Origin of the sequence: Falsiruegeria litorea R37, from assembly GCF_900172225.1 — a bacterium.
Lineage (GTDB): Bacteria > Pseudomonadota > Alphaproteobacteria > Rhodobacterales > Rhodobacteraceae > Falsiruegeria > Falsiruegeria litorea.
The window spans coordinates 2,567,019-2,585,469 of record NZ_FWFO01000001.1 but is presented as its reverse complement, the minus strand read 5'-3'; the positions used below and the strand labels follow the sequence as shown (position 1 = coordinate 2,585,469).

At 55.3% G+C, this 18,451-nt stretch carries 11 protein-coding genes; 5 read left to right on the top strand and 6 right to left on the bottom strand.

The window, feature by feature from the left end; genetic code table 11:
• Positions 1–137: 137 nt before the first annotated feature.
• Positions 138–677: a hypothetical protein gene (locus tag TRL7639_RS12550; RefSeq protein ID WP_085795980.1), complete on the bottom strand. Its 540-nt coding sequence runs from the start codon at positions 675–677 to the stop codon at positions 138–140.
• A gap of 244 nt (positions 678–921) precedes the next feature.
• Between TRL7639_RS12550 and TRL7639_RS12545 the strand changes: the two genes are divergently transcribed.
• From TRL7639_RS12545 to TRL7639_RS23225, 5 genes are read left to right on the top strand one after another with little or no spacing between them, the layout of a single operon-like run.
• Positions 922–2,382 (top strand): hypothetical protein, encoded by a 1,461-nt coding sequence (locus tag TRL7639_RS12545; RefSeq protein ID WP_133057652.1) that lies wholly within the window; start codon positions 922–924, stop codon positions 2,380–2,382.
• Complete coding sequence (locus TRL7639_RS12540) at positions 2,379–3,371, top strand: OmpA family protein (RefSeq protein WP_085795978.1); 993 nt, start codon at positions 2,379–2,381, stop codon at positions 3,369–3,371. The genes TRL7639_RS12545 and TRL7639_RS12540 overlap by 4 nt, the downstream gene beginning before the upstream one ends.
• Positions 3,368–4,678: an EH signature domain-containing protein gene (locus TRL7639_RS12535; RefSeq protein ID WP_085795977.1), complete on the top strand. Its 1,311-nt coding sequence runs from the start codon at positions 3,368–3,370 to the stop codon at positions 4,676–4,678. Before TRL7639_RS12540 ends, TRL7639_RS12535 begins: the two co-directional genes overlap by 4 nt.
• Positions 4,678–7,893, top strand: coding sequence for a DEAD/DEAH box helicase (locus TRL7639_RS12530; RefSeq protein WP_085795976.1), 3,216 nt, complete (start codon positions 4,678–4,680; stop codon positions 7,891–7,893). The genes TRL7639_RS12535 and TRL7639_RS12530 overlap by 1 nt, the downstream gene beginning before the upstream one ends.
• Before the next feature lie 31 nt (positions 7,894–7,924).
• Complete coding sequence (locus tag TRL7639_RS23225) at positions 7,925–9,382, top strand: hypothetical protein (protein WP_207559663.1); 1,458 nt, start codon at positions 7,925–7,927, stop codon at positions 9,380–9,382.
• Between the two features lie 61 nt (positions 9,383–9,443).
• Here TRL7639_RS23225 and TRL7639_RS12520 read toward each other — a convergent pair whose 3' ends face one another.
• The 5 genes from TRL7639_RS12520 to TRL7639_RS12500 all read right to left on the bottom strand — a co-directional run bounded on the left by TRL7639_RS12520 (position 9,444) and on the right by TRL7639_RS12500 (position 18,446).
• Positions 9,444–10,109 (bottom strand): HEPN domain-containing protein, encoded by a 666-nt coding sequence (locus TRL7639_RS12520; protein ID WP_165759805.1) that lies wholly within the window; start codon positions 10,107–10,109, stop codon positions 9,444–9,446.
• Positions 10,106–13,438, bottom strand: coding sequence for a TM0106 family RecB-like putative nuclease (locus TRL7639_RS12515; protein WP_085795975.1), 3,333 nt, complete (start codon positions 13,436–13,438; stop codon positions 10,106–10,108). The genes TRL7639_RS12520 and TRL7639_RS12515 overlap by 4 nt, the downstream gene beginning before the upstream one ends.
• Entirely contained in the window at positions 13,435–16,059 is a 2,625-nt protein-coding gene (locus TRL7639_RS12510) for an AAA family ATPase (protein WP_085795974.1), read from the bottom strand. Before TRL7639_RS12510 ends, TRL7639_RS12515 begins: the two co-directional genes overlap by 4 nt.
• On the bottom strand, positions 16,056–17,189 hold the full coding sequence (locus tag TRL7639_RS12505) for a metallophosphoesterase family protein (protein WP_085795973.1): 1,134 nt from the start codon (positions 17,187–17,189) through the stop codon (positions 16,056–16,058). Before TRL7639_RS12505 ends, TRL7639_RS12510 begins: the two co-directional genes overlap by 4 nt.
• A 141-nt stretch (positions 17,190–17,330) precedes the next feature.
• Positions 17,331–18,446: a helix-turn-helix transcriptional regulator gene (locus TRL7639_RS12500; protein WP_235820315.1), complete on the bottom strand. Its 1,116-nt coding sequence runs from the start codon at positions 18,444–18,446 to the stop codon at positions 17,331–17,333.
• Between the last annotated feature and the right edge of the window lie 5 nt (positions 18,447–18,451).

The following is an 18,451-nucleotide window of genomic DNA, read 5'->3' as shown; positions in this document are numbered from 1 at the left end:
CATCCAATTCCGCGCCGGAGTGTCATTTTGCGAATGGATTATTGTTCAGCATTGTGGCGCTTGGCGTCGCTAAAGTTTCCTTCGACGACAGGATGGAATTGGGTCCAAATGACGGTTCACGGAAATTTTTTGGAGATCTATTTTTCCGCTTTCGGAGGGAGAAAAGTGGTTATGGCTGACGAGCGTATACCTGTGGGAGCAGGCTCACGCTTGGGGTTGTCCGTATGGTGCGTTGCTTGCCTCTCTCGGCGAAGGAAGGGATGCATAAGCTCTTTCTTCCGGACAAATTTGGGTTGGGTGCCTGAGAGCCAAGCCGCAGCCTCAAAAGGGAAGATCATCCGTTTTCGGGGGCCAAAATACAGGAAGTTGGTGAAGCTTTTGTCTTTGTGGGCGCCTTCGTACATGCGCCCGATTGTTTTCTCACTTTCCCCTGTCTCCTTCGCTGCTGCTGGAGCATCAAGCAGGGTACTCCAAATGCCCGGAGCATGGATCGGGTATGGTTTTTCGAACCCGAATACTGCGAATATTCGTAGTCTGGGATAACCTTTACCACGCTTTGGAATGTCGAGCTTTTTCATGAGGTTTCGAGCAAACCCTTCCGAAGTATTTAGAAAATCAGAAAGATCCTTGGTGCTGATTAGCAGTGCATGATCCTTTGCTGATTGATCTGAACACATTTCGATCTCCCTGACGTCTCGTCGGGAAGATGGGTGCATTGGCGTCAAACGAAAAACTTCTTCGGGCCTCAGATGGATTGAAAGTGCATTGGCTCAAACAGTTGGGCAACATGACTTTGTGACTTTAGGGGATTCTGGTGAACAATTAGCGCACTCGTCGGTTGAGTTGCATCAATGAAAGTGGAAAAATTGTGTGCAACAAGAGGGTTGCCAGAAAGACGATGCCCTCAGATTTGGAGACGAAATGGATTTTGAAAGCGTAGGCGTCTGGGTTCGGGACTTTATCCTGTCGGCAGCCAACATGATCGTGGACGAGCACTGGCCTGGAATCATCAGCGCGATTCTTTTTGCAGCTATGATGCTCTTCGTCATTTGGGTCTCCTTCATTTCGTGGTCGCGCAGACAAGCGCTTTCGGCCGCGCTGAAAGATGCAGAACGCGCTTCCGACTGTTCTGGTCATGGCCTGGATGCAGAAGCTCTGAGAGCCGCACTCAAACACCGGAAGGGCGCGGCCGACCGTGCATTGTCGACTGGATTTTCGGAATATTGTGAAACGCTTACAGTCGTCGGCAGGGGCGACGAAGCGCGGGTTCACAACTCAATACGTCCATCAGCATTCTTGAACGTGGATGATCTTGGATTTTCTTTGAAGTCTTTGCGATGGGTGCCAGGAGTCTTCGTTTCCCTTGGTCTGTTGTTGACCTTCCTTGGTTTGGTGGCAGTGCTTCAACAGACCCAAGGTTTGTTGAATGGCAACGATGCCGCGACAGTAGGTGCGTTGCGTGAACTTCTGGGGCAAGCTTCAGCCAAATTCACTATGTCTTTGAGTGGGCTGGCCTGTTCCATCATAATCAATTTCTTTCTGCGGTACTGGTCGACCAAGGTTGAAAAGGGGGCCGATTCCTTTGCCGCTGTACTTGAGAAAAATATGGCGTTCATCAGCTTGGAGGATCTCGCAGGGAAGCAGCTGAGGGCAATCGAGGACCAAACAGTACAACAGGCTGAACTGAATACACATTTGGTTGCGAAGCTGAGCGAGCCATTGAACAGGGTGGTGGAACAGTCGGTGCAGAATGTAGGCACCATGGTCGATCAACTGGGAAAAGACATTACCTCGGGGATTGGCGGTTCGTTGGACTCTGTTTCAGAGAGGATGGAATCTGCTGCAAATGCCTTGTCTTCAATCGGAGACGACCTGAACCTGGCGGGTAAACAATTTGATGAGGCTCTTTCTTCTTCCACGAAGTCCCTGATTTCCGCACTCTCGCGTCTCGAGGACGTGTCCGAAAAACTGACAAGCGCAAGCGGAATGGTTGGCGACTTGGCCCCAACGGTCATGGAAACCGTCAAAGAAGGAAATGCGGCAAACTTGCGGGTGGCCGAAGGCGCAACCGAAATGGTTCACGCCGCCAAGACTGCGATCTCGGAGGAGAAACAGGTCGTTTTGGAGGCGATGCTGTCTATCAAAGGCCTGATTGAAGCCTTCGAGAGCCGAGCAGCCTCTTATGATGGCCAGCTTGAGAAAGCCTTTCAAACCTACCAGGTCGAAGTGGGTAAGACGATCGACAAGCTCGAAGATCACGGGAACGGCGTACAGGAGAGGTTCGCCGATGCGTTGTCCACTCTCCAGGCGGTCATTGAAAACGCGAAGGCGTTCGAGCCGGAAAGCCAGCCCAAGCCGTCGGTTGAGGCGATTGCAGAATGAGGCATGCGTTTCGCCAGCGGTTGTCGGAAGAGGAGGAAGAATCCGTCTTCGTGTCGATGACGGACATGACAGTGAGCTTTTTGTTCATCGTCATGATTTTACTCGCCTTTTTCGCCACCCAGATTACGCCAGGGGAAACAGTTCCGAAACATATGCTGGATGAAGCAGAAAGCATCATCGAGCAGCGGGATCTTCAGGTCAGGCAGCTCCTTGAAGAGTTGGAAAGCTATCGTTCAGGGGAACCCAACCTTGTTCCCAGATTGCAAGAAAGAGTCGCGCAACTTGAATCCAGAGTGCGTGATTTTGAGGAGGAACGGGACCGCCTTCAGCGTAAGCTTGAAGAGGATCCTGAGGTGAACCGCATCGAAATTTATAATGCTCGTGTTTCACTGCTAAGAGAACGCATCCTGGAAGAGTTTGAGGAGAAGATCCTGGCAGCAGGAATAGACGTTGCGCTTTCTCGTGACCGAGATGCTCTGCAGTTCAAAGGTGAAGGGCTTTTTCGGACCAACTCGTCAACTCCAACACGTCAAGGCTTGGAGAAAATGCTCCGTATCTCCAGCATTTTGGAAGATGTTGTCGGCTGTTTCACACTTGGCAAGCACTCATCAATCAGTGAGGGCTGCAATGACCATGTCGCTCTCGTAGATGCGCTTCAAATTGAAGGTCATGCCGACAGCGATGGTGAAGATGCGCATAACCTGGGTCTCAGCGCGAAGCGTGGAGCTGAAATCAGCCAAGCAATGGCACGTGCCAACCCGAAGCTGCTTGAGCTCCTGAATCTCCGCAATCAGCCAGTGTTGGCTGTTGCTGGATACGGAGAAGGGCGACCAATTGCTGACAACATTACGTCATCGGGAAAGGATGCGAACCGACGCATCGATATTCGATTTATCATGTTTTCTCCCTTGGACGAAGCTTCGATCCCGGCCAGCATTGATGACCTGGATCGTATTCGAAATCTCCTTCTTGGAGGTCAAGCGAAATGAGCCTGGCCGATCGACTTGTCCTCAAACCTGACTTCGGTGTTCGCGTCAAAGGTGGAGCCCTGGATAAGGCCGCAGAACGGATCGCAAAAGCTTTTCCTGGGCTCGAGAAACGCGCGCCAGAGGATGTCCCGATCATTCTTCGTAAAGTCGAGGGGGCATATAAGGCGGGACATTGGCAGGGAGTGACGTCCGGCGATGTTGGTGTCGCGGTTTATGAGCATCTTCGAGAAAAGATCGAACTCCCACAGGAATTGCGCCTTTTCCTGGATCAGGAAATGAAGGTTACATCGAATCCGACCCTGATCGATGCCATGTGCCGGGGATACTTTGTGAGTTGGTCAAAACGAGCGGCCAAAACACGTGCTCTTTCAAACCTATTGCTTGAAAAGGCCTCCGTACTGCCGACGCGTTGGAAGACAATGTTCGCAAAGCACCCGGACTTTCTTGATATTGAAGATGGCGCAGAGAAGATGGCTGCACGAATGGTCGAAGCCACGACACCTTACCAGTGGCTCAAGTCTGAAGGTTTACCTGCCCCTCACGAAGAAGGCTTGATGAGAGAAACCCATCTCGCATTTCTCAGGCAAACCCCCATGCCACAGACTGAGATGGCCGTGGACAAGCTTCTGGGATGGGTAACACCGCCAAACCGTCCGAAACTTTTTGACCCTTGGGCTGCTGAGACTGTCGAAAAAATTCTATCCCCTTGGGTTTCCACCGACTGCCCTCAGAAGCTCCGCGAATTCAACCTGGAAAGGCTGGTGAATAGGTTCGGCGACCCTCGGACTGATCGCCCAGCTTTTTGGTCCATGGTTGGGCAGCCTTATCGACGGATCCTGCTGAAATGGTTGGCTCGCAAGAGCATGGAAGCGATTTTCGATATTGTGACCAGGGCAGAAGGAGGATCGGAACAGGGGCACCAATGGGCAAATCGAAAACGGTTCTGGATGGGAGTCTATGACAAGGGCCGTATTGAGGAAGCGTGGGTCGCACTCGGCAGCAAAGCCGTGCCCCATGCAAAGGAACTTTATGCTCGTACGGGTGATCCATCCTACATGAGCTTTGGCCACCAAGGCACTCGAAGTGATACTTGTCTGCTCATGATGAAGATCGGATCGAAGACGGTTGTCGAAGGCTCGCATAGTTTTCGGGTGCATGTTTTTCCGACATCAACTCGAGCAACTCCTGAGCTTTATCTCAGCAACTACGATCTCGACGATATCTTGCTGCCAGTGGGCCACCAGGATGCCAGAAGGCATGATCCACCCGGCCATTGGATGGAGTGGGTGCAAAGGCGGGTTTTGTGATGCATGAGTTTCAGTTCGATATTGAAGAAAATGGCCTTCGAGTACGAATTTCACACCAAAAAGCAGGATTGTTTGCACGCTTTCGGAAACGGGAAACTGTAAACCTCAAGACACTTGCAGGCGCTGAAAGAACACTTGCAATTGCCCTTTCGAGGATCCGGGCTTTGGATCGTGACTCCGATCACCATGAGCTTTCGGCTGATTGCTTGTGGCTGGATCATTGGATGGTGTCACGGCTGGATGACATGTCAGCTTCTGTGCTTGGGATACCCGGAAAACTCTCAGGTGTAGTGTTCCATGCGGAAATGCGAGGATCCCTTGGGAGCGAGAGTTTTGCTCTGCAGTGGTGGTGGGAGCGCGACAAGCGGCAAATTCGGCTCAATCGTACGGGTGCGATAGTAGAAGCTGGCGGCGTTTTTATGCGATTGCCTGCGCAGATCTATGACGCAATCATCTTGTCTGAAGCCTTCGACAGCGGCAGACCTCTGCCAGAACATTGGCGCGCTCTTTCGGAGTTTCGTGCGGCATTGGGTGACCTTGAAGATGACGGGTTAACGCGGCCAGAACGTTATCTGGAAAAGGTGGAAATTGTCGCGTGTGACAAGGTGGGGTTGGCTGTCGATCCCGAGGATCCATTGGGATTTGCGCCGTTACCCTTTGTATCTCAGCAAATCCGGCAAGGAGAAATGGCGTCCGAGGTTTCCGCCGCGCTCCAGGGCGATGAGCTTTCTGCATTCAAAGATGATTCCAACCGCCGAGGCGCTCAACCAGCATATCGAGTAGGAGAGAACAGGTTCCTGATCCTGGACAAGTCTGTTGTGCCGGTTGTCGATGTGATTTCGCGCCATGCGAGAGGAACAGACCAGGAGAAGAGGAATTTCCTCGAAAATGCAGATCGCTTAGTTGCGGAAGCGATTGAGCAAGCTCTGATAGATGAGGGTCGGCTGAACGAACTGATGCCGTCTGCCGATCTGGTAGATGCGGTTGAAACAGAGTTCGAAAAAGCTTGGGCTGAAACGCGGGAGTGGACTGATCGCGTTATCGAGATCAGGAAGTGGACCAAGCCCGAGATCGAAATTCTTGAAGGATCTGGCACGTCGTGGTTGCCTGATGACATTGACGCTGTCGTTGGTGAGATCCTGGGTGCCATTCCAGAAGAGGATCTGGATACGGTTTTGAAGACACTCCTTGCTGCGCAGGAGAATGGGGATCTGGAGGTCCTGCTTGAACAAGGAGTTCTTCCTGTCACGGAGTTGGTTATCCAGGCAGTGAGACGACGTCTGGAGTTGTATCTCAATCGAACCAGCCAGGATCAGACAGAAGAAGGCGAGGTCACGGCCATTTTGCCGGTGACACATGACAATTTCTGGGAACTCGAATTCCGCGAAAGGTTGCACGACAGGCCATCAGCAACGGAGCAAGAGTTGCCCAGTTCGCTAAAGACATCTTTGCACGTGCATCAGAGAAACGCCTTTGATTGGCAAGTATCTGCATGGGAGGCCGGTCTCCCTGGAATCCTGAATGCTGATGAACAAGGCCTTGGAAAGACCGTTCAAACGCTTTCTTTCCTGGCTTGGTTGAATGAGAGGATGACGAAAGGTGAGTTGCCCACCAAACCGTTTCTCATTGTCGCTCCCACATCCTTGCTTAGGAATTGGGAAGATGAAACCAGGAAGCACCTTCTGCCGGGTATTTTCGATGAGCCAGTTCGCCTCTATGGCCGCGAACTCAAGGCGTGGCGCGTTCAGGGTGAACGGGGAAGGGACATTCAGGATGGTCGCGCGAAACTTGACCTCTCCAGTCTTATTGATTGCTCCGAGCCGCGACTCGTAATTACCACTTACCAAACTTTGGCAAATTATGCGGTGACCTTTGCCGAAACTCCCTTCGAAGTTGCAGTGTTCGATGAGATCCAGAATCTCAAGAACCCATCAACGTTGCGGTCGAATGCCGCGAAGGCTGTCAACGCTGACTTTCGAATTGGTTTGACTGGAACTCCCGTTGAGAATGCTACCCGCGACATTTGGGCTATCATGGATCAGCTGTTTCCCGGGGCTCTGGGTGCGCTCAACGATTTTCGTATCGCCTTTGACTTTCCAAAGCAGGGTAACATGCAAGAGTTGCACCGTGCCGTGTTTTCATCGATCAACGGGTACCCGGCATTGGGTATTCGGCGCACAAAAGAGAAAGCCGCATCGGATCTGCCGCCTAAAGTGAGGGTGCTGCATCCACGCATCATGCCTGAGATCCAAGCGCTCAGATATGATGAGGCTCGTAAACCCGGGCAATCGCTGTTTGGCCTCTTACACCACATCAGGAGAACATCCTTGCATCCTGGTTTGTTGGAAGGTGAAGCGCCTGAAACTTTTGTCCACGCTTCAGCCCGTATTGAGGCTGCCATGGATGTCCTTCGAGCGATCCAGGCAAAGGGGGAAAAGGCGCTCGTGTTTGTCGAGAACAGGGATGTTCAAGCCTGGTTTGCTGAACTGGTCAAAATCGAATTCGGCTTGCCACGCGTCGAAATCATCAATGGATCAACACCTGTGTCGCATCGAAAGGAAATCACAGACCATTTTCAACGCCATATGCAGCATGATGAAGGTTTCGATGTCCTGGTATTGGGGCCGCGTGCGGCAGGTACGGGGTTGACCCTGACAGCGGCAAACCATGTGATCCATTTGACTCGCTGGTGGAATCCCGCGGTCGAAGAACAATGCAACGACCGAACTCACCGCATTGGACAGACCCGCCCGGTTACTGTGCATATCCCCTTGGCTATACACCCGCGCCTCCAGCGCGGTTCTTTTGATTGCCTGTTGCAGAACTTGATGAAGAACAAAAGATCCCTGGCAGACAGCGTTCTATGGCCCCCTGAAAGTGATGAAAGCGAGGTCCGCGCGCTTTACGACGCAATCGTTTCCGCTGAGGAGGAGGAGGGTCTCGCAGCAGATGAGGGGCTTGTTCTCTTAGGCCGCCCGGACTTGGAAACGCAGGAGCTTGGCGAGAACATACTTCGGGTGTGCCTGAAGGGGGGAGGAGCCTCGGTCGTAGTAGCCCTGGATGGCTTAAATCTTAAGCCGGAAATTTTGAGGCCAGAGACTGATGCTGCAGCGATTGTTCTTTCGGATTTCAACAATTTTCCTGAGGGTACACATGTGCCCATGTCTGTTCTGGGTGGGTCTTTGCTCTGGCCAGATTTTGTATTGCCGGATTGAAAATAAAGAGGAATAGGAAAGCGGTTTTCAAATGACTTTGAGTGTATCCGAAACCATCGACTTGCTTGAGCACGCACTGGGCCAACCAACAAAATCAGTGGCTTACGCGATCGGCTTCAGAACGAAATCGGGGAAAGTTCTTGCAATTCGTCCAGGACAGAAATCGGCTCGGATTTGGCATCAGCCTCCCGTTGCACCGGCGATCAGAGGTATAAGCAATATTGATCCAGCAATGAACCACGATTTGAATGGAGAGCTTTCGGCGTTGAACCAAGGAAGGGGAGTACCCCGGGTCGCAATTGAAACCCAAGAGGGGCTATTGAATTTCTTGACTTGGTATGAACATTCCGAAGAAACAGATACCTATCAAGCAGAGACGGAAATCAATTTCGGATCCACCTTTGGTCATCTCCAAGAACTGCTCCATCGACGTTCTGCACCGCCGTTCACGGGTTTCGATGAAGGTTTGATTGCTGCCTGGGAGAATTACAAACCCAAGTTGAGAAAACTGGCTCTGGAGCGCCTTTCTTCATCGACTTGGAGGGAAGAACAGATAGGCTCAGGTGACATCTTGAACCATGTCATCGCTTCTATCGAAATCCAAGCCTCGCACGGTAACCTGACTAACAATCTCGTTTTTTGGCAGAACCGTTTCGGCCATGCCAACCGGGACCACAAAGCCATCCTTGAAGCCCGTGGTGATGTCAAACTCCGTCACAAGATGGAGCGACTGCTGTTTGACTTGTTTCATGAACGAGCGGAAGCAGGCGCGATTTTTGAGGCTCTGGCGGAGGCCACACAGCGCAAGTATCCACTAATCGCGTATCTGTTCTTCCTGAAAGATATGGGTCGATACATGCCGATTCAGCCAACCGGGTTCGATCGCGTATTTTGTCAAATGGGAGTGGAACTACGAACCCTTCGAAGCTGTTCTTGGCAAAACTATTTAGCGTTCAATGGGTTGCTCGATGCCCTGCGGTCTGAGATCGCAGCGGCCGCAGGGCTGGAGAACGTTCGCTTGGTAGACGCCCACTCATTTCTGTGGGTTTATGGATCCCTGCTGAAAGAGCTGGAAGCCGGTGAACTGGAAGCGGGTAGCGGTGCCGATGGATTTCTTTTGGGCGCGCAGGAAAAATCCATTTATGACATCAAGCATTCCGTTTTGGATACAGTGTCCATGTCAAATGGTCAGGTTGTGGAACGCACGGTAAAGAACAAAGAGCTTCACATGACAGAAGTGGAGCTTGAGAAACAGATCCGCAATTTGTTGGAGATCCAGGAAGGGCGCTGCGCTATTACTGGGCTTCCTTTTCAGTATCTCGGAAGGCATGACGACAAAAACATGCTGCCTTCCTTGGACCGGATTGACAGTGACGGCCATTACTCGTTCGAGAATGTTCAACTGGTATGCCGTTTTATCAATTTCTGGAAACAGGCGTCGCCCGATGTTGAATTTCGTCGTCTAATCAACTTGGTACGTGGGCTATAGGAGTGCTTCCTGCAGACCTAATGAAGACCGCTTCACAGCGGATCCTGGCTGTAGGAAAACTTCAGCCCTCTACCACCGGGTAAAAGGGTCTGCCCCATTCCTCGTCTGCATTGTCCATCATGATGTCGATCATGACAGGCATCAGAACCGACAAGATGGCGACACCGTCCCGAAGCTGGTCGCGGTTCACCCTCGAATTCCAAGTTGCGCCTCCATGGATCAGCTGATTGCGTAGTACGTAGAGTCTGTCGAACAGCATCGACAGGATGTCGACAGTCCTCTGTTCAGCCAGCGCTCTGTGAAAGGCACTGCGAGCCCTGTCGAAGCGCTCTTGCCAGTCATCGTGCCCTGGGTGTCCGTTGTGATGGGCCCAGAAGGGCGAGAACACGAACTGGTTCTCAATAAAGAGCCGGATCGGCCCGGTGAACCGGTTCCAGACTGCTGCATAGAGGCGATTTTCAGGGTCAAGCTCGGTCAGGTGAGTGAACAGCCAATTGAACATGTCGCGCTCGTTCTGTGCGTCACGTTCGTCCGCGTAGGCTGCATTGAAAGAAATCCAGTAGAACAGGAAAGCGGCGTCCAGATCGCTGGCGTCCTTCTCGGCGCGTCCGACCCAGCTGATGGCCCGGTGGATCCGAAGGCCGAAGGCCTCGGGGAATCCATCCCGGATTTCGCGCTGCTTGTCTTTCAGCTCCTGAAAAGTCAGGTCGGTTGGCATGTTCCTCATGGGGTTGTTCCTCCTAAGGGCGGGAGAGGGAGGGCGCAGAGAGTATTGACGAGGCGCATCTGGTCCACGGTCGCGCAAGGTGTCGACAAAAGGCGAGGGGAGGCAAAGACAAGGCTGAGCGCCTTGCCACGCGACACAGCAACATTCAGACGTTCGCGGGACAACAGAAACTCGAGGCCTCGTGTAGTCTCCTCGGCAGAGGATGCAGTCATCGAGATCAGGGCGATTGGTGCCTCCTGGCCCTGAAATCGGTCAACGGTGCCCACCCGAATGCCGGGCAGCGCATCAGACAGGGCGTTTACCTGGGCGTTGTAGGGGGCCACGACAATGATGTCGTTGGGGCGAATTTGTCGCTCGGAACCGCCTTTGTCGCGCCATGTGCCACCCAGCAACGTTTCGACGGTTGCCACGATTGCTGCAACTTCCTCGGGGCATTCCTGCGCGCGCCCTTCATGATAGACTGGAATCATCCATGCACCAGTCTCAGGGAGTGCGGCCGCCACAACCCTCTGATTTGCGGTGCTTTCATGGGATTGGAGTTTGCCTTCGTAAAACTGCTCAGAGATGTATGCACATAGATCCGGGTGCATGCGTCGTGTTGTGGATAGGAAGATTCCACGATCCGGGGGCATGATCGCGTGTTCACCGAGTAGCCAATCCAGACAGGATAGATCAGCGGGAGGGGGATGCGATCCCTGGACGACCTGGGGGAGTTGGCGAGGGTCGCCGATCAACACAAAGTTCCGTGCGGCGTTTGACATGCCGACAAGATTGGCCAGGGAAACTTGCCCGGCCTCGTCGATGAACAGGTAGTCGAAGGTGTCGGCCAGTTCCGGGCGGGAAAAGAGCCAAGCAGTGCCACCGACAACGTGTGAGCCCGTCAGGCGCTGGTCCTGATTTCCCTTGATGGCCGCGATGGCTTCGTATCCATCAGGCAAAGGATCCATGCCCTGGCCTTCCTTATGGGCGATCTCCAAGTTTTCCAGGGTGATGTCCAGATCGCCTTCTTCCAGGGCGTCGATGCAGCCCATGAGGACGTTGCGGATCGCGGCGTGACTGTTGGAGGCAACACCGACGCGCTTGCCATCCCTGACCAGTGCCAGAATGGCGCGGGCGGTCACATAAGTCTTTCCGGTTCCGGGAGGGCCCTGAACCGGCAACACGGTCTCGTCCATGGCGCGCACCGCATTCTTCAGGTTCTCTACGGGATCTCCACTCGGCCCGTCTGGCAAAGTGAAGCCGCTATGAAATCGGGGAGGGTTGCGGGAAAGGAGATCGTCCGCGGCGCGATTGGCTTTGGCGCCACACTGATCGGTTGCCACTGCGGCAATTGCATCAGGGATCGGTCGGGCGTTGATGGCGAAGTCCGGCAGGAGGTTCAGCCAATCGGGGAGATCGATCCCCTTCGACTGGCCGATCCGCAAGGTAACCCGACGCCGCGTCCTGTCGATGCTTTTGATTGACAGGGTTACGGTTTGGCCATCGGGCAGCATGAGAACCGCGCCTTTCCCCGCACGAAGTTTGGTTTCCTGCGGAGGATAGGTGTATTCGCGGGCCCATGACCGCTTGTCGACTTCCTGCGGTCCCGTTGCGCGCAGTCCTGCCAGGCAATCAAGGTCGTCACAAAGCTCCTCGAAAGACTTCTGGGCGGCGTCGAACACGGCCCATGCAGCCGGCTTCCCCTCGCGCCAGTGAAAAATGCCCAGGTCATAGAGCAGTTGCCGGCGTTCTGCTGGCAGGTCCGATGCCTCCAGATTGTCTTTCAGCTCCTGCGCAGCCTCTTCCTGGACCTGGACTTTCTCGGGGTCGGGCTCGACAAGATTGTGCCAGGTTCCCAGATCATCAGGTCGGATCGATAGGAGCCAGTCGCGCAGCAATTCGGTCGAAACACAGTCGATACGGTTGTAGTCCTCGATCTCGTCGAGAATGACCTGATCTCTGGTTTCGCGCCAGTTCTCGTAGGCGACGACGGAACCACCGGCGGTTGTCACCTCTCCGGCGCGTTCGATGTCGTAGAAGGCCTCGAGGTATTTGATCGAATAGGACCGTTCCGAGGCGAAGATTCCCCCTCGCACAACGCTGTAGAGGTCCACGAACCGATGTTCCCTCAGCCAGCCGTCCAATTGGGTCTCGCCCACGCCATGCTGTGTCGTCAGACGGCGCAGGGCGGTGATTTCGTAAGGCGCGTAATGATAAATACGGGCATTCGGGTGGCGGCTGATACGCTCTTCGAAAAAGGAGAACAGGTCGATCAGGGCCTGTTTTTCCTCGGTACGATCATGAGCCCAGAAAGCCGTGAAATCCTTGCCGTCCCAGATCCCGTGCAGGTATTCCAGACCATCCGACCCGGCCTCTTCATAGTGTGGGTCTCCTTCAATGTCGTAGAACAGATCACCCTCAACGGGTCGAGGCAGAAGGTCAAAACCTTTGCCCGGTTGGCGCGGGCGCAATTCATGGGATGGAGGGCCGAATTTGCGGGCTTGTTGTAGCCGTGCCTGTGAAGACAGCTTGCGGAATGTTTCAGATGCCATGCGCGGCACAGTGCCTTCGAATTCTGAAAGAGCTTGGAGGGTTGTGATCCCCTGGGCTTCAAGCTTGGCCACCTGGGCCTTGCTGATCCCCGCGACCTCGAAAAGGCTGTCTTCGTTGGTCCAGACATCGGCGCAATGCTCGCGCCACCGGCACAGGTCACAGGTGGTGCAGGGGATAGGGCGCGTTTCCGGCGGATCAGCTACGAAACCTTCCAACCGCGCCCGCGCACCCCGCGCGTAGGCTGCGTATTCAGCGAGCCGAAACGAAAAGCGTTCACCGCTGCCCAACACGACATGGGCCTGTTCGGGCGCAACATCTTGCAACTTCTCCAGAAGGTCCGAGTAGAGTACCAGTTGCAGCACATGTCCGGGAGCTGGCTTTCGCTTCAGCTTGGTGTCGGCCACTTCGTAGGAATAGGCGCCGAGATTCGACAGAGTTTCGACGCGTTCCAGGAAATCGGAATAGCCGCCCCACATGCCCCCTTCGAGGGCGCCTTGAAAAATGATCTCCGGGCCAGCCAGCAGTGCATCCTGAGTGTCTGCAACAGATTGTGCGAAGGGGACGCCATCGGTGTCGATACAGGCAACCGACTTGCCTTGCTCCTTCAGGGTAGCCAGATGCGCGGCCTCGTGCGCATCGCCGCGTTTCTGCAACAGGGCGGCATCCTCGCTGTCCTCGACCTCACTTGGCCCCATACCGTCAAGGCGCAACAGGTCCAAGCGCGTCGCGTGGGGGCAGGCCATGAACCGCATCAGGTCTGATGCCGAGAGCTGAAGGGCGCCGTTTTCCCGTTTCATACGCCGACCTCCTGCGCCGCCTGCCGGATCGACAAGGTCTGCCCCCCCAATCCCCGGAACACTTTCTGCCGACACGACAGGACGATGATCTGCATGTCACCGGCCTGTTGGGTCAGGGCGTTGAACATGCGCTCAATCCGGTCGTCATCGGTATAGACAATCGCATCATCCAGGATGATTGGAGCAGGCGTTCCGGATTCCGCCAGCAGGCGGGCGAAGGCAAGTCGCACCAGCAATGCGATCTGCTCTTGGGTGCCACCGGACAGCTGGTCATAGCTGTCCTCGCCTTCCGGGCGGGACAGGCCGGTGGGCAGCACGCTGTCGGCGTCCAGTGTCAGTTCCGCACCGGGCAGCACCATGCTCAGGAGGGGGCGCAACTCGTTGCGGATCGGGCCGATATAGGCGTCATGAGCCTGCTTCTGGGCTCCGGAAAGCGCTGTATCAAGCCGCTGGAGAACCTTCACCTCGGCCTGAACTTGCTCGGCGTAAGACAGGGCGGCTTCCAGTTTCCCTTCCACCTCCAGCTGTTTTTCCTCAATGGCCAAGTCGGCATCTATTTCGATGACGGCCTCAAGGCGTGCCAGTTGGTTGCCGATCTCAGTCAGACGACTGGCAGCCTGGTCGGCCACGTTTTGCGCCCTCTGCGCCCCGGCTTGCCTAAGGGTAATGTCAGGTGCTTCGACCGCGAGTGTTTGGACAAGTTTTTGGGCGTCTGTGAGGACGTTCTCAAACTCAGGTGTCTGCGCTTGCAGCTTGGTCAGCTCGTTGCCCTTTTCGGCCGGATCCTCGACCGCGCCCAAGGCCCGATCAAGCCGGTTTTGCGCTTCGTCCCGACGGACACGAAATTCGCGTGCCTCCCCGTGCCTGGCGTCAAAAGCGGCACGGACTCCTTCCAGGTCGGCGCGGGCTCGGTCATGCGCGGCTCTGGCCGTGCGGAACATCGCATCGGCATCAGTCTGGGAGGGAAGGTTTTCAACCTCCGCCACGGTTTCAGGCAGGGTGGAGATTTCCTCCATAAGGGCCTGGATTCCGTCGGGCGCCGATATTTTCAACTTAGCGTTCGCGTCCCGCAGGGCGCCCTCAGCCGACTTTCGGGCCTTTTCGGCCTTCCTGGCATCCTGCAGGGATGGGCAGCCTGTCGCTTCGAGCGCAATGTCGAATTCGGCCTGAGCCTCATCAAGAGCGACTACGTCATGTTGCTCGGCCGGGTGCACACGGATTGCGCCGACGCCGACGATAGCGATGTCGCCTCCGTCGGGCAGGGCTTTGCGTTGCCCCGGTTCCAGCGGGGCGCCGTCCAGCGTGACCCGATCCTGCTGTCCGGGCTCGACGGCCAGCGTGATGGCGGCTGCCGAGGCTTCACGGGCGCGTTTCAGAAGCTCGAATTCCTGCCAAGCGCCTTCCAACCGTTCCATCCGAGGGGCACTGGGTGAGGCATCAACAGTTTTGCGGGCGGTTGCCGCTTCGGTGGAGTGACGCCGGGCGTCTACCAGGCGCTTGGTCAACTCCTGGCGGCGTTCCGCCCCCTTGCGCCCGGCTTCGGCTGCCTGAACCGCATCGCGGGTTTGTTCAGCAGAGATTTGGTCTTTCCGGGCGTTCTCTTCAGCGGTCTTGGCCTTTTTCAGGTTCTGTTCCGCTTCGGCCAGTTGGGCCTCGGCGCCGGCGACTTTCTCCAGGAATTGCTCCAACGCCGCTTCGGCATTGCGGAATTCTGTCAGTTGTTCTTCACCCGATTTGATCCGGTCGCGGTGAGTATCCAGCACAAGCTGCGCCGTCTGGCTTGCCTCGTCAGCCTTCGCCTGGTTCTCAAGATAGGCTTCAGCGGCTCTCAACGCCGCCTGGGCAGTCTCCAGTGCTTCATTCCTTTCCCTCATGACAACGGGATCGGTGAGGGCGGCTCTTTCGTCCCTCAGCTCTCGCCGTTCCGTCAGCATGGCGCGCAGCCGGTCGACCTTGCCCCGCAGTTCCTCCTTCTGTTTGTCCAGCTCGGCAACGGCCTGCTCCGCCTGCCAGAGGGGGCCGTGTTTTTTGGGGCTGCCGTTTTTATTCAGATAGGTCTCAAGATCGCCTTTCAATGCCGCGCGGATCTTCTCCATCTGGCGGCCGCCGGTGATGTCATCGATTTCACCGGCGACGGAGGACAGCAGATCACGCCGCGCCGCCAAGGTGTCGTCTTCCTTGCCGGTTTGCAGTGTCGTCACCCCCTGGCGAACCCAGAGCAGGCCGGCGGGGCCGCCATCCTTGGGTGGCTTGATCAGCGCGTGGATCCAGTCCTCGGCCTCTTCCGCCTGCTTGAACAGGTGACCATCCCGATGAACGCTAACCTGCCGTTGGCCGGGCTTCGACGAGAATACTTTGGTCACCCGATAGGGTTTCCCTTCCACTTCGATTTCTGCCGAAACCTCGGGATTGCCACCGGCATGGGGGGCAAGAGTTGCGGCTTCCTTCAGTTTCCAGGATTTTGCCTCGAAGAAAAACAACGCATGCAGGGCGTCGAACAGGGTTGATTTGCCCTGTTCGTTGGGCGCGGCCAGTACGTTCAGGCCAGGGCCAATATCCGAGATTTCCACAGGCTGTGTGAAACGGCGGACGTTATTCATGCGGATCGACAGGAGCTTCATTGCGCGGTCTCCTTCACCAGGCTGTAGAGCCGGGTCAGCGCCGCATCGGCAATGTCCCGATCCGAGCGGGACAGGTCGGCATCGTCTGCCTCGTCCTTCAGGGCCTCGGCCGCCATTCGAAGTGCCCCACCGCGTGCGATCTGATCCAGATCATCAGGCTGATACTCGGTATGCAGTTGGTGGTCTCGGTATTCGAAGTGGCAAAATTCCGGGGTGATCCCTTGGATTTTCGCCATCAAAGCCATCCGTTGATCAAGGTGGACGTATCCCCGGAGGTGCAGCTTGACCAGAGTGTTGCGCCATTTGATGACGTCTGCCGGAAGGAGAGCCATAAGGCTTGACACCGCATTGAGCCCGGGTGACAGCGGCAATTCCAGGTCCTGCCAATCGTACTTTCCCAGAGGAAGTTCCGAAACCTCCGGCACCCCGCCCGGTGTGTCCAGCGAAACCAGAAGGCAGGTTCCTTGGCCGGTGTGCTTGAAACGATCCCGTTCCGGCGCACCTGAATAATGCGTGCGGGGCGTGATCTCCAAGTTGCCGTGCCAGTCGCCCAGTGCGAGGTAATCCAGATTGGCGAGCTCGGCACGGTCTGGTGGGATGGTTTCTGCACTTGGTTCGTCGGGTCGGAAATCAACGACCCCTCCGTGAGCAAGGCCGATGCGAAAAACGCCTTTGGGCGTGATTTTTTGCCCCATGGCCTCGGTCAGATCGTAACCTGGCGTACGCCGCGGACAGGGTGCGGGCAAAAGATAGGCATCTTCTGAAAAAGCAACGGGAGCATCGTCGCGCAGCACGTGAACGTTTTCTGGGGCATACTCTTCGAAAGTCTGCCAGATTAGGTCGGCAGTCAGGCTGTCGTGGTTGCCCGGGATGATCCACCAGTTCAGATGTTCCGCCTGCGCCATAGCCGCAATGGTCTGACGTATGAGGCGCGGCGAAGGGGTTTCTTGGTCGAATGTGTCACCGGCAAGAAGGATGTGCTCAACCTCCTGTTCGTCTGCGACTTCGATCAATACAGGAATGATCTCGGCGCGTGCCTGGCGAAGATCTGCGATAACCTCGTCGTCAAACCGCCCGAAGGGTTTGCCAAGGTGAAGGTCAGAGGTGTGGAGGAAGCGAATTCCTGTCATCGTGCAAGCCTTTCATGGCGAATGGAATCCCTGCGGGGGCTGTCGATGCCAACATGTCATGCAAGGGTGTCAATATCTGTCATGCTCTGTCGTGGAGGGATGAAAGAAATTCTTGAGGTGTGGAACGTAATGTGAACATGTTTAAGGGAGCGCGTTGAAATCACCACGTTGAAATCCTTCGACCAGCTTGGCTAATTGCGGTGGTTTAAGGACTTCTACGTTGTCCCCCCACTGGTATAGGTGCCACGCCATTTCCAACCAGCCAGAGGCAAAGAAGCGAACGTCGAGTGAGCCATCTTCTTGGTGCTCGGTTTGTTGGGCTGGATGAAAGTGCCACTCTGCAGCACGTTCAGCTGCATCCGGTGAAAACCGCCAATGGACCGGGCCGTATTCCTCGGCGCTCTGATATGATCCGAAAGCATGGGCTGCATGATCGTTGAGATCGAAATCAGGGTCGCGCTCACAGAATTCCTTGATCACTTCGGCCGAAGTGATCAAGTCGAGCCGGAAATGTTTCAACTTCTGTTCACCCGGACTTCTGGCCACAAGGTACCGACGGGCGCCCAGAAGGACGCCATGCGGTTCGACAAAACGTGCAGTGCCTCTATATGAGAAACGCAGCAGGTAGGGTCCACGGATGGCATCCGAAATAGTTTCACTGATTTCCTTTGATATGTGTGTCGCGGGACCTGGTCTGGCGGCAACGCCGTAAGCTTCCAACATCCACTCGGAATCCGCTTCCAGGCGGCGTGCCTCACGGGCAGGCAAAGCCGCCATCAATCGGTCACGAAGCGCGGCAAGCGCATTCCTTTGTCTGAAATCACCGTTCTCCGACAGTCTTTCGATCGAATAGTCAAGTGCTTCGAGTTCATCATCGCCGTGCAGACGCAGACGAGCCAAGGGAGCCTCACGAAGGGTCCATCTTTTCGTCCGGTCTGGGTCGACTAAAATTTCTACTGAGAACGGAAAAACCTGTTCCAGGGCACTCGTCATTCGCTGGGCGGTACGTCTTGTGACTTGGAATTCCCTTTCAATTTCCTGAAGGGTTACACCGCGATGCCTGGCGGCTGCGAAATCGGCAAGACGTAGCAAATCGGTTGCTTTTGAATAGGACATTGATTTTCCGCAAAATATTGGCTGCGGTAAGAGTATTGAATTGTGATTTGGGGGAGTCAATCGAGGAGTGCAATGAGTTTTGGGTGCGCCTTTGAGTTGTAAATGGCGCACCTTGAAGGTGCAATTGCTCGGTGCCATCATGGTGA

What these genes read in the sequence shown, in the direction of transcription:
- TRL7639_RS12550 (WP_085795980.1), bottom strand. Translation starts at nt 677, where the DNA reads ATGTGTTCAGATCAATCAGCAAAGGATCATGCACTGCTAATCAGCACC.
- TRL7639_RS12505 (WP_085795973.1), bottom strand. Translation starts at nt 17,189, where the DNA reads ATGACAGGAATTCGCTTCCTCCACACCTCTGACCTTCACCTTGGCAAA.
- TRL7639_RS12510 (WP_085795974.1), bottom strand. Translation starts at nt 16,059, where the DNA reads ATGAAGCTCCTGTCGATCCGCATGAATAACGTCCGCCGTTTCACACAG.
- TRL7639_RS12540 (WP_085795978.1), top strand. Translation starts at nt 2,379, where the DNA reads ATGAGGCATGCGTTTCGCCAGCGGTTGTCGGAAGAGGAGGAAGAATCC.
- TRL7639_RS12535 (WP_085795977.1), top strand. Translation starts at nt 3,368, where the DNA reads ATGAGCCTGGCCGATCGACTTGTCCTCAAACCTGACTTCGGTGTTCGC.
- TRL7639_RS12530 (WP_085795976.1), top strand. Translation starts at nt 4,678, where the DNA reads ATGCATGAGTTTCAGTTCGATATTGAAGAAAATGGCCTTCGAGTACGA.
- TRL7639_RS12500 (WP_235820315.1), bottom strand. Translation starts at nt 18,446, where the DNA reads ATGATGGCACCGAGCAATTGCACCTTCAAGGTGCGCCATTTACAACTC.
- TRL7639_RS23225 (WP_207559663.1), top strand. Translation starts at nt 7,925, where the DNA reads ATGACTTTGAGTGTATCCGAAACCATCGACTTGCTTGAGCACGCACTG.
- TRL7639_RS12545 (WP_133057652.1), top strand. Translation starts at nt 922, where the DNA reads ATGGATTTTGAAAGCGTAGGCGTCTGGGTTCGGGACTTTATCCTGTCG.
- TRL7639_RS12520 (WP_165759805.1), bottom strand. Translation starts at nt 10,109, where the DNA reads ATGAGGAACATGCCAACCGACCTGACTTTTCAGGAGCTGAAAGACAAG.
- TRL7639_RS12515 (WP_085795975.1), bottom strand. Translation starts at nt 13,438, where the DNA reads ATGAAACGGGAAAACGGCGCCCTTCAGCTCTCGGCATCAGACCTGATG.